This window comes from Pseudomonas sp. PS01270 (genome assembly GCF_029959775.1).
Classification (GTDB): domain Bacteria; phylum Pseudomonadota; class Gammaproteobacteria; order Pseudomonadales; family Pseudomonadaceae; genus Aquipseudomonas; species Aquipseudomonas atacamensis.
Map to the genome: position 1 here is coordinate 1 of NZ_JASCPT010000057.1, position 11,352 is coordinate 11,352.

Below are 11,352 nucleotides of genomic sequence, written 5' to 3' on the forward strand. Positions count from 1 at the left end.
GGGCAAGCCCGACTCCCACAGGTTATGCGCTGGAATCAAATTCAGCGGACGACGCAGAACCCTGTGGGAGCGGGCTTGCCCGCGAAGGCGGCATAACAGACTCCGCTGCTCCCAACTGGCGCACGAAAAACGCTCATCCAGCTGCGAACATCCCCGCTGCGACAGCTTTGGACTCATTACGACTTGTTTCAGCGTAATGGCACGCCCACTGCACACGCCCTCCCTCGAGCTTTCCAACCATTGCGGGAGCAAGCGCATGAACACACAACTCAAACCCACGCTGGGCACGTTGCACCTGTGGGGCATTGCCGTGGGGCTGGTGATTTCCGGGGAATATTTCGGCTGGAGTTACGGCTGGGGCGTGGCCGGTACGCTGGGTTTTCTGGTGACCTCATTCATGGTCGCGACCATGTACACCTGCTTCATCTTCAGTTTCACCGAACTGACCACCGCGATTCCCCATGCCGGCGGGCCGTTTGCCTACAGCCGCCGCGCGTTTGGCGAAAAAGGCGGATTGATCGCCGGACTCGCCACACTGATCGAATTCGTCTTCGCCCCGCCGGCGATTGCTCTGGCGATTGGCGCTTACTTGAATGTGCAATTTCCGGCGCTGGACCCGAAACACGCGGCAGTCGGCGCGTACATCGTGTTCATGGGCCTGAACATTCTCGGGGTGAAACTGGCCGCGACGTTCGAGCTGATCGTCTGCGTGCTGGCGGTGGCTGAACTGCTGGTGTTCATGGGCGTGGTCGCGCCGGCGTTCAGCTTCAGCAACTTCGCCCTGAATGGCTGGGCCGGTTCCGACGTCTTCGGCGCGCCGGCAATTGCCGGGATGTTCGCGGCGATTCCCTTCGCGATCTGGTTCTTCCTCGCCATCGAAGGCGCCGCCATGGCCGCCGAAGAAGCCAAGGACCCGAAACGCACGATCCCGAAAGCCTACATCAGCGGCATCCTGACCCTGGTGCTGTTGGCCATGGGCGTGATGTTCTTCGCGGGCGGTGTCGGCGACTGGCGCACCTTGTCCAACATCAACGATCCGTTGCCGCAGGCGATGAAAACCGTGGTCGGTGACAACTCCGGCTGGCTGCACATGCTGGTGTGGATCGGCCTGTTCGGCCTGGTCGCCAGTTTCCACGGCATCATCCTTGGCTACTCACGCCAATTCTTCGCCCTCGCCCGCGCCGGTTACCTACCCGCCTCATTGGCAAAACTGTCGCGCTTCCAGACCCCGCACCGCGCAATCATCGCTGGCGGCCTTATCGGCATCGCGGCGATCTACAGCGACGGCCTGATCAACCTCGGCGGCATGACGCTCACCGCAGCGATGATCACCATGGCCGTGTTCGGCGCGATCGTGATGTACATCATGAGCATGCTCAGCCTGTTCAAACTGCGTAAATCGGAACCGAATCTGGAACGTACTTTCCGCGCGCCGTGCTATCCGCTGGTTCCGCTGATCGCGCTGGTGCTGGCGGTGGTTTGCCTGGTGGCGATGGCGTGGTTCAACACGTTGATCGGGCTGATTTTCCTCGGCTTCATGGCGGTGGGGTTCTGCTACTTCATGCTCACTGGGCAACTGCGTGCCGATGCGCCGGCGGATGCGATGTTGACCGGTCTGTAACACGGTTCGGGTGTGCCGGGCATAAGCGGCCTAGAATGGAACCACCGCGAAGTCGTTTCGCTCAAAGGTGGTATGCAGCATCGCACGGCGAAGTCCTCGCCTGTCGAGCTGCCATTAAGGAGAGCCGTTATGCCCTGGTATGCCTGGTTGATTCTGGTCGTTGCGATCGGCTCGATTGTCGGCGGATTGATGATGTTGCGCGACACCGCCAACAAGGTCGAACTGACCGATGAAGAACGCAAGCGCGTCGCACAGCGCAATGCCGAAGCGGATGCCAAGGATGCACAAGACCGCTAATACGAGCCCCGCCGCAATGGCGGGGTTTGTTTTTTCAGAGCAATCGGACTTACCCGCAGGCTGTTTAGATTTTAGAAGTACAGTCACCATTTAATCTTCCGTGGTTAAGATGGCAGCATCGTCGCGGAGAGCTCCACATGCGTTACTCGCCAGATCACAAAGCCCAGACCCATCAACGCATCATCAAGGAAGCTTCCGCCCGATTTCGCAAGGACGGTATCGGCGCCACCGGCCTGCAGCCTTTGATGAAAGCCCTGGGCTTGACCCATGGCGGCTTCTACTCGCACTTCAGATCCAAGGAAGAACTGGTCGAAAAAGCCCTGCAAGAGGCCGGCGAGCAAGTCGCGGGCCTGTGCGAAGAAATCTTCGCGCAGGAAAACCCGCTGCAAGTGTTCATCGACACCTACCTGTCGGAGTGGCATCAGACCTCGCCCCACGAAGGCTGCCCACTGCTGACCATTTCCTCAGAGCTGGGCCTGCGCGGCCAGCCAAGCCCCACCAGTGACGAAGTCCTCAATGCTCGCCTCGAACAAATTCAAGGCACGCTCGAAGGCGAGAACAGCGCCGATCGCAGCATTGTCATCATGGCCACCCTGGCTGGCGCATTGCTGCTGTCACGCAGCGTCGCGGATGCCGACTTCGCCCAGCGCATCCTCGACGTCACCCGCGAACATCTCAAGCAATCGAGCGATTAGCCCTCCCAGCGCTTGAACAACACGCTCGCATTGACCCCGCCAAAACCGAAGCCGTTGGACAATGCATATTCGATCGCCATCGACCGCGCCTGACCATGGACGATGTCCACCCCTTCGCTCGCCGGATCCGGGTTTTCGAAGTTGAGCGTTGGTGGCACTACCTGATCCCGAATCGCCAGGAGCGTGAAAATCGCCTCCAGCCCACCCGCCGCGCCGAGCAAATGACCGGTAGCGGATTTGGTCGACGTTACGGCGATCTTGTTCTGCGTGCCAAACAACGCCTTGATCGCCGCCAACTCGCCCAAATCGCCAACCGGCGTCGACGTCGCATGTGCGTTGAGATGCTGCACCTGCTCCGGCTTTACACCGCCCTGAGCCAGTGCCAATTGCATCGCCCGGCGAGCGCCACTGCCGTCTTCCGGACCGGCGGTCAGGTGGTAGGCGTCGGCGGTGGTGCCGTAGCCAACCAGTTCGGCCAACGGTTTCGCCCCACGCGCCAGAGCATGCTCCAGCGACTCGATGACCAATAGACCGGCGCCCTCGCCCATCACGAAACCATCGCGCCCACTGTCGAAGGGACGTGAGGCTTTCTCAGGGGTATCGTTGTAACCACTGGACAGCGCCCGCGCCGCCGCGAAACCGGCGAGACTGACGCGATCGATCGACGCCTCCGCACCGCCACATACAGCGATGTCCGCCTCCCCCGCCCTGATCAACCGCGCTGCATCGCCGATCGCCTGAACCCCGGCGGCACACGCGGTAACTGGCGCACCAAGCGGCCCTTTGAGGCCATGCTGGATCGACACATGACCCGCCGCGAGATTGACCAGAAACGATGGAATGGTGAACGGCGACAAACGCCGGGGGCCACGGCTGTCGGTGGTACGCACCGCATCGGCAATCGCACCGAAACCACCGACACCCGAGCCGATGATCGTCGCAGTGCGCTCCTGGCTTTCAGCGTCCGCTGGATGCCAACCGGCCTGCTCCAGCGCCTGCCGCGCGGCTTCCATGGCAAACATGATGAAGCGATCCATCTTCTTCTGTTCCTTGGGCGGCGTCGCACGATCCGGATCAAATCCGGCCTCGGCATCCTCCTCCACCGTCGGCACACTCCCGCCGACCCGCGTCGGCAGATCAGCCACAACCGCATCGGGCAAATTGCGCAACCCGGAACGACCGGCCAGCAAACGCTGCCAGACGATTTCAACATCACTGCCCAAGGGTGAAACCAGGCCCATGCCCGTGACGACGACTCGACGTTGGTTCATATCGTGGTTACCCCTTATCAATTCAAAATTCGACGTGCATCGGTGTGCTGCGATTCGGCTGCTGAATCAGTTCCGAGCGAAATTATTATAGGCATAATCAAGACGCAATATGATACCCGTAATTTTAAGCGCTCAGGCATCCACCCGATCGGCACCCAATAAAAAGGCCGGTCAATGACCGGCCTCTCGGCGTTGAACTGTCAGCTTAGTTCACTTCCAGCTTTTCACGATTGCGATCCAGAATCGCCTTGCCAATCCCCTTCACTTCCAGCAACTCATCCACCGACGCGAACGGCCCGTTTGTATCCCGATACGCAACAATCGCCTGCGCCTTGGCCTCACCCACACCCGCCAACTCCTTCTGCAACGTTGCCGCATCCGCGCCGTTGAGATCGACCTTCGCGCTTGCCGAGGGCACAGCCGCATCCATCAGCAACGGCGCTTTTGTTGACTCGGTCGGCGCTACAGGCGCAGCAATCGCAGCGATCGAGGCGCTGGTGAGGAAAGCAAAAATCAGCGAGTAGAAATAACCGGTACGCATAAGTGACGCTCCATCATCGTTTTAGAAAGCAGCTTTTCCCAAGCTGCTCTCCAAACGTAGGTCATGATGGAGGGAAGTCAAAAATGCGAGCGTTACAGGATGTGAAATAATCAAGGTTCGAGGCGGCGTTGCTGGTAGATCCAGTCAACGATTTCGCCATCGGGGGTGTAGCCGGAGACGGTGTCCCGCAGCAACTGACGCACGCGCGAATAATCATCCTCTTCGACGGCAGCCAGCAAATCTGCCAGACGAAGCTTGAGCAAGTCCCATGGCAAATGATCTTCGCTGGCACTCATGATCATCGGATGCTCGGTCGCCAATACGTTATCGCCAATCAACAACTCTTCGTAAAGCTTCTCACCGGGGCGTAATCCTGTGAATTCGATCGAAATGTCGCCTTGCAAATTTTTCTCCGAACGCACGCTCAAACCGGATAAATGAATCATCTTCTTCGCCAGTTCGACAATTCTTACCGGTTCCCCCATATCGAGTACGAAAACGTCGCCCCCCTGCCCCATGGAACCGGCCTGAATCACTAATTGCGCGGCTTCAGGGATAGTCATGAAGTAACGGGTAATCTTCGGGTGGGTCACCGTCAATGGCCCACCTGATTTGATCTGACTGTGGAAAAGGGGAATAACCGAACCGGAAGAACCCAGCACATTGCCGAAGCGGACCATCGTGAAGCGAGTCTTGTTGACTCGAGACACATTGGATTTGTCGCCGAACAGAACCGGGGCGATTTCTCGACTCAAGGCCTGAAGCGTCAACTCCGCAAGACGCTTGGTACTGCCCATCACGTTAGTAGGGCGAACCGCCTTGTCTGTGGAAATCAATACGAAGTTGGACACCCCCGATTGCAAGGCAGCCTGAGCAGTATTAAGCGTCCCGATGACGTTATTGAGCACCCCTTCTGCAATGTTGTGTTCAACCATGGGCACGTGCTTATACGCGGCAGCATGATAAACAGTTTCAACGTCCCAGGTCTTCATGACATCCAGCAGTTTATGCGGGTGTCGGATGGAACCGAGTATTGGCAGGAGCTTGACCGACGCCGACTGCCGGGTTCCCCTTTGCTCCAACTCCGAAAGTATGCTGTAAAGGTTGAACTCGCTGTGGTCAAACAACAGTAGCCTGGTGGGGCCAAGCGAATAGATCTGTCGGCAAAGCTCTGAGCCAATGGAACCGCCAGCGCCAGTGACCATCACCGTCTTGCCCTTGATACAGCGCTCAAGCAGATCCGGCTGTGCAGGCACCGAATCACGCCCCAGCAGATCAGCGATATCCACTTCCTGAATATCCTCGACCTTGACTCGGCCACTGGCAAGGTCAGTGAAATTTGGAACGCTGCGGATATGTAGCGGAAAACTCTCCAGAAGCGTGAGAATCTCCCGGCGGCGTGCACGTGTCGACGACGGCAGCGCCAGAAGAATTTCCTGCGCACCTGTTTCATCGATCATCTGTTGAATGTGCTTGGGTTTATAAACCTGCAGCCCGGCAATTACCCGATCAGCAATACTCGGATCGTCATCAATAAATGCCACCGGGCGCATGGTTCGGCCCATGCGTAATGCGGCAACCAATTGATTACCCGCCACTCCCGCCCCATAGACTGCGACTTTGATAAGGCTATCGTCACGGCTGGAAAAGGGTACGTGCTGAGCTCCAGCGAACCAGTCCCCCATGAAATACTGACGCATGCATAACCGCAAACCGCCGATTATGACAAGGCTCAGCCACCAATAGTTGAAGACAATCGAACGCGGTACTACCGCCTCGTGGTTGCTATACCAATAGACCACCAGCGCCAAAATCAATGCGGACAGACTGACCGCTTTGATAATAGCGACCAGCGCATCATTGCCGAAATAGCGCATGACCGCACGGTACATGCCAAAACGAATGAACAAGGGAATTGCGACGACAGGTGCGCATACGAAAAGCCAGAAATGTACCTTGAAAGGGTTGTACATATCGTCCAGACCCAAGCGAACGATAAAGGCCAGCCACAAAGCGGCCCAGACGAGCACGATGTCTGTGGCAACCTGAAGCAGTCTCTTGCGGCGCCGGGGAAGGCCTAACAGGTACTCTCTGATTTTATCCATAAACCCTTCAATTACCTTGATCACTTCTTTGAGCAGCACTCGCCATCGTGCCGGCTCAAGGGCGTTTCGTGATCACTCTAAACCTAAATGACCTAGCAATTACTGCTTAGTTCTTGACCACCGGAATCTCGAGATCTCCGGCGTGAAACTTTATTGCCAAAGCGATCAATGGAATGTAAGCCAAAAGCACACCCAAAGCACCGTCCAAACCGAGGCTCGTGACGCAAAAGGCAATGGGCAACAGCCAGAGCAGATTGATCACGCCGACCGCAACAGTGACCGGTAAGTGTTTGTCAAAGCGACGTGAAGCGAACTGATAGGCATGACTACGGTGTGCTTCATAGATCTTTTCTCCTCTCAGCATGCGATGAAACAGCGTGTACGTAGCGTCGACAATAAACACACCAAGCAAAATCATCCAGGCCCAGAGCATCGGTGCGCTCACCCAGGCAGCCTGCAGAGACAATCCGCCAAGGACGATGCCCAGAAAACCACTGCCAGCGTCGCCCATGAATATCCGTGCTGGAGGGAAGTTCCAATATAGAAAGCCGCCAACGGCAGCAGCGAGCAACAAAGGCGCCCAGATCAGATTCTCCAAACCCGACAACCAGTAAAGCAGACAAGCACCGACGCAGGCACAAATCGCTTCTACACTGGCGATGCCGTCAATGCCGTCCATGAAATTGTAAAGATTAAGTAGCCACACAAGATAAAAAGCACCCAGCACAAAGCCCAGCCAACCCAACTCGAGCGAAGTACCGAACAACTCAACGGGCGGTATGCCCCCTACCCAGACCAATAACCACAAAGCAGAAGCAAAATGGCCCAATAACCGCCATCGCGCGGCGATATGCCCGTGATCATCCATGAATCCAATCAGGGCAATGGCACCGCCGCCCCCTGCCATCGCGAAAAATAACCGAGCGGAAATCAAATCCGTGAAAAACAGAAATCCCAGCGACAAGATAAATGCAACAACAATCGCTACACCGCCACCGCGTGGCGTAGCCACAACATGAGAGCTACGTGCGTTGGGAACATCCATCAGACTTCGAGATATCGCATACCGGCGCAAAACAGCAGTCAGCAAAAAAGAAATACCGAAAACCAATGGAATGAAATATCCGTAACTCATCTTTTGCAAGACTCCAGAAAATGCTCGGCCGTTGCCTTCAAGCCCTCATCCAGGGTGAAGGGCGGACGCCAGCCTAACAACTCTCGATTCTTCTTAATATCGACCTGTAGTGAGCCCAAAAGCCGCTGAGCGACTGCACCTCGCCCCACTAGGCGAGCGAAGAACTTCAGTAGCGAAACAGGAACGGGGACGAGCCAGATTTTTTTACCCAAAAAAGTCAGAAGACGTTGCATCAATTGGGTGGTAGAAACATCCTCATCATCGCTGACCAGAAACACCTGATTTGGGGCATGAGGATGATCGACACACGTACTGACCAAATCAACCACATTATCCAGTGAAACGAGACTTCGCAGGTTGTGAACAGATCCGAAAGGCATTGGAATGCCCTTCGTGAGCCAGCTCATCATTTGACGAAAATTCGCACCTACTCCTGGACCATAAATGAGTACTGGGCGGATGATTACAACTTCTATTGCGCCTGTCTGGGCAAGCTGCATTAGTTGTTGCTCCGCTTCGTATTTGGAGATCCCATAAGCATCTGATGGGAGCGGAGTGTCGCTGGCACTAAAGGCATGGCCGAGTAAAGTGGCTTCGCCATTGACCTTGATAGAACTAATATAGATGAACCTTTTGGCACCGGCCGCGACGGCCTGCCGTGCCAGACAAAGTGTTCCTTTAACATTAACCGCGCGGAACGCTTCAATCGATTGTGCCGAGTCTTCTTGCATGACATGCACTCGCGCCGCAGCATGTACAACAACATCCACACCAGTTAAAGACTCGCGCCAGTTGGTATCGTCACCGATATCTGATACACGAGTCACGGTTACTATCTCTGGAAATTTAGCATTGACGTTACGGAGTGCAGCCACAACGGATATATCTGGAAAATTGGAAAAATGCTGAACCAAGGACCTTCCTAGAAATCCTGTCGCACCGGTGACAAGTATTTTTTTTGGCATTTTATACCGACTTCAAGCGGGTTGATGAGTAAACTTACCTAAGCTATCACGCGATGCAGAAAGGTGAAATCTATAGTGCGACACTTTCAGAGCATTCCATATCCAAAACCATGCTAGCTTATGAGGATGCCAGCTCGAGCAGATCATCAAATCGTTAAAGCTTGATGAATCAAACGACTTATAAGATTCAAATTAAAAGTACGCACTACCAACCTGATGTCTAGCGTAAAAATACACGAAAAAAATTAACGCAGCTTTAAAGCACCCAGCACCTTGTTGATAATTCGATGAAGAGTAAGCTTTGCCCCACCCTCGTACATCGATATCTCTATTAGTAGTCGATAATGGGATATTCTTTTAACAATTCCATTCCAAACTGACACACGAACAGGCTTAATCCGCCCATCACCTAGTAGATTCCCTCCTTTATGAAAAAGAGCAGTCCATTGAGATGCAACTACTGAGAGCTCGAACCTGCTATGAACATCGGCATAGGCCCTCTCGGCAATACTCGCCCTGTATACCTCATCATTTATATAACACTCAATAGCTGTAGCCCAACAATCAGAAGAATCAGCTTCAACCAACAACCCAGTCACGCCTTCATCTACGGAGCCAACGTAGCTTTCAGACACTGAATAGATTCCCGCGCATCGAAAGGCAGAGTACTCACGATATTTATTATTAGTTTTGTATTTATTGGAGCTCTTGCTATCAAGTGGGGCCAAGCCGATCTTCCAGCCCCGCCGAGCTTGAAAGGCTATGTAGTCGGCATAACTATGCATATGTTCAAAAAATCTTACCCTGGGACCTACTTCCAACCAACGAGGAAAACAACCAATAAACTCGAAAACCACGTTATCAAATTTATTTATTATCAGTGGAACAACATCCCGTAGAACTGCCAAGTCCGCCTCACGCGATGGACTACCCGCGAAACCGATTCTATACTCCGAGCTCGTTTCATTCTGGCCTATCGGTAATAACGAAAAATCAAAAAAAGCAGGGAGCAACACCGTATTAACGTTTTTTGGAAGCAAAAAATCTTTAAGGGTCGCGGAATTCGTTATTATGACGTTCGCATTTTCCACTACAAATTTTAGTGAACGCCGTATAATAGGATGCCTGTAATATTTAGCTAAAGGAGTATCTCCGTCTATTAGCCAGAAATTATCATCAATGTAGAAATAGTAGGGAATATTGCTGCGTCTAAGAGCTTCCATCCAATATACTGCTACAGGATCAGCTGTGCGCACAAATAACGGCAAAGCACGTTTGGAAAAAGACTCCTCATCAAGTTGAGCCAGATAAACCTTTTTGTATCTGACACCAAATCTCGCGCACTCCAACAGCAATTGCTCTGTCAACTGAGTAGTCGCAATATCAGCTTCAATAATCAGCAGAATATCGACACCAGAATTAGCATTACTCATCATTAGTGAAGCATACATATGGAACTTTCTTACGACCACTGAACGGCCAAAGGGACGTAACAGAGCACTCTACAATCTGAACTGCTATATCCAAATCTCTTCCGAAGATCCTAATACTCGCAACGTTCTCTTGTATCAGTGGCGCCATTAAAGAAAAACTAACAACACCAATACCACGCACGCTACTCAATGACTCCAAAGAATTCCATACGATGGAGTTATCTTTACCAACAACCTCAACTCCAAGCTTTGCCGATACAGAATCGCCGGACAAATAAACACAGACGGAAACGCTGTTATAAAAGCCTTTGGATGCTATCGGGTACTCGGTATATCCCTCATCAAAAAGCTTTTCACTAAGACTCAACTTATTCGACTCCACACGACGGTAATTGGCGCTCAGATAGTCATTAAAACGCCTAAGTTGGTTATCCGGCAACTCAAGTTTGCCCGCGAGGAGAGTGATTAGCTTTTCATTTTTAAGTATGTGTTTCTCACACGCTACAATGTGATCATATTGAGATTTCAATTGCTGATTAAGTTGCACGTACTGCTCTACGCGGAGTTCAACTTCAAGCGTTTCGCGAAATTGCCGTTCAGCCGCAATCAGGGCGTGGCTACCTTCGTCTTCGTGAGTCAGCGAGTCCTCTCTAGCTTTCTGTAAAGCAGGCGTATCTAAGAAAGGATAAACATCCAAATGCTTGGTCAACTCGATATAATCATCATCCGATTTATCCTTCCACACGACAAGGTGGTAAACAACTTGATGACAAACATCAGTTAAATTCTGACGAAGCTCTCTTTGGCAGGCAAGCTCCAATCGATTGAACCGAGGAAAGTAAAAAAACTCCATTCTAAGCAATCGAATATCTAAACCTGGATTAGAATGATCCGACTCCGATAGCCCCCACGGAGCTGCGTGGGGATGGTAATACTCTCTTTCATCTATGGGCGCCCATGGAAAACTCGTCCAAAACCTTGGGGTATGCTCATTAAACACTTGGAGATGATATGGATTGGCTAAGTTTAGTTTTTGCTCGAAATATGGCGCAACAATGCAAATCTGAGCTTTGTGCTTACAGACTCGATAGAGTTCTCTCATTGTAAACATCAAGTCTGAAACATGTTCCAAACTGTGAGCAGCATGCACTAAATCAACAGAGTCGTCTTCAAACGGTAGCGATGTATCAAGATCCGCAACCACCATAACACCAGGCAACGAAAATCTATCGACCCCCACAAATTCCGGCAGGCATTTTGGCCCACAGCCAATATCTAACTTCATCGGC

10 protein-coding genes are annotated in these 11,352 nt (G+C 52.9%); 3 read left to right on the forward strand and 7 right to left on the reverse strand.

Features of this window, described 5'->3' with window-relative positions; all coding sequences use genetic code 11:
- The first annotated feature begins 256 nt into the window (after window positions 1-256).
- From eat to QMX86_RS16470, 3 genes are all read left to right on the forward strand, one after another.
- Complete coding sequence (gene eat, locus QMX86_RS16460) at window positions 257-1,621, forward strand: ethanolamine permease (protein WP_016770900.1); 1,365 nt, start codon at window positions 257-259, stop codon at window positions 1,619-1,621.
- 129 nt (window positions 1,622-1,750) lie between these two features.
- Window positions 1,751-1,918 (forward strand): DUF2897 family protein, encoded by a 168-nt coding sequence (locus tag QMX86_RS16465; RefSeq protein ID WP_016770901.1) that lies wholly within the window; start codon window positions 1,751-1,753, stop codon window positions 1,916-1,918.
- Between the two features lie 137 nt (window positions 1,919-2,055).
- Window positions 2,056-2,613: a TetR/AcrR family transcriptional regulator gene (locus QMX86_RS16470; protein WP_282384418.1), complete on the forward strand. Its 558-nt coding sequence runs from the start codon at window positions 2,056-2,058 to the stop codon at window positions 2,611-2,613.
- Here QMX86_RS16470 and fabF read toward each other — a convergent pair.
- The 7 genes from fabF to QMX86_RS16505 form a co-directional block, all read right to left on the reverse strand.
- Window positions 2,610-3,884: a beta-ketoacyl-ACP synthase II gene (fabF, locus tag QMX86_RS16475; protein ID WP_282384419.1), complete on the reverse strand. Its 1,275-nt coding sequence runs from the start codon at window positions 3,882-3,884 to the stop codon at window positions 2,610-2,612. The genes QMX86_RS16470 and fabF overlap by 4 nt on opposite strands.
- Window positions 3,885-4,089: 205 nt before the next feature.
- A complete protein-coding gene (locus QMX86_RS16480) occupies window positions 4,090-4,425 on the reverse strand; it encodes a helix-hairpin-helix domain-containing protein (RefSeq protein ID WP_281895539.1) in 336 nt (111 codons plus the stop codon).
- Between the two features lie 110 nt (window positions 4,426-4,535).
- Complete coding sequence (locus QMX86_RS16485; RefSeq protein ID WP_282384436.1) at window positions 4,536-6,530, reverse strand: nucleoside-diphosphate sugar epimerase/dehydratase; 1,995 nt, start codon at window positions 6,528-6,530, stop codon at window positions 4,536-4,538.
- A gap of 106 nt (window positions 6,531-6,636) precedes the next feature.
- On the reverse strand, window positions 6,637-7,665 hold the full coding sequence (locus QMX86_RS16490) for a glycosyltransferase family 4 protein (protein WP_282384420.1): 1,029 nt from the start codon (window positions 7,663-7,665) through the stop codon (window positions 6,637-6,639).
- Complete coding sequence (locus tag QMX86_RS16495) at window positions 7,662-8,630, reverse strand: SDR family oxidoreductase (RefSeq protein WP_282384421.1); 969 nt, start codon at window positions 8,628-8,630, stop codon at window positions 7,662-7,664. The genes QMX86_RS16490 and QMX86_RS16495 overlap by 4 nt, the downstream gene beginning before the upstream one ends.
- A gap of 245 nt (window positions 8,631-8,875) precedes the next feature.
- A complete protein-coding gene (locus QMX86_RS16500; protein WP_282384422.1) occupies window positions 8,876-10,081 on the reverse strand; it encodes a glycosyltransferase in 1,206 nt (401 codons plus the stop codon).
- The gene (locus tag QMX86_RS16505) at window positions 10,056-11,348 is read right to left on the reverse strand and encodes a class I SAM-dependent methyltransferase (protein WP_282384423.1); all 1,293 of its coding nucleotides are present in this window, start codon (window positions 11,346-11,348) and stop codon (window positions 10,056-10,058) included. The genes QMX86_RS16500 and QMX86_RS16505 overlap by 26 nt, the downstream gene beginning before the upstream one ends.
- Window positions 11,349-11,352 lie beyond the last annotated feature (4 nt).

Coding starts and splice junctions, on each gene's coding strand:
- eat (WP_016770900.1), top strand. CDS start 257: ATGAACACACAACTCAAACCCACGCTGGGCACGTTGCACCTGTGGGGC.
- QMX86_RS16465 (WP_016770901.1), top strand. CDS start 1,751: ATGCCCTGGTATGCCTGGTTGATTCTGGTCGTTGCGATCGGCTCGATT.
- QMX86_RS16470 (WP_282384418.1), top strand. CDS start 2,056: ATGCGTTACTCGCCAGATCACAAAGCCCAGACCCATCAACGCATCATC.
- fabF (WP_282384419.1), bottom strand. CDS start 3,884: ATGAACCAACGTCGAGTCGTCGTCACGGGCATGGGCCTGGTTTCACCC.
- QMX86_RS16480 (WP_281895539.1), bottom strand. CDS start 4,425: ATGCGTACCGGTTATTTCTACTCGCTGATTTTTGCTTTCCTCACCAGC.
- QMX86_RS16485 (WP_282384436.1), bottom strand. CDS start 6,530: ATGGATAAAATCAGAGAGTACCTGTTAGGCCTTCCCCGGCGCCGCAAG.
- QMX86_RS16490 (WP_282384420.1), bottom strand. CDS start 7,665: ATGAGTTACGGATATTTCATTCCATTGGTTTTCGGTATTTCTTTTTTG.
- QMX86_RS16495 (WP_282384421.1), bottom strand. CDS start 8,630: ATGCCAAAAAAAATACTTGTCACCGGTGCGACAGGATTTCTAGGAAGG.
- QMX86_RS16500 (WP_282384422.1), bottom strand. CDS start 10,081: ATGTATGCTTCACTAATGATGAGTAATGCTAATTCTGGTGTCGATATT.
- QMX86_RS16505 (WP_282384423.1), bottom strand. CDS start 11,348: ATGAAGTTAGATATTGGCTGTGGGCCAAAATGCCTGCCGGAATTTGTG.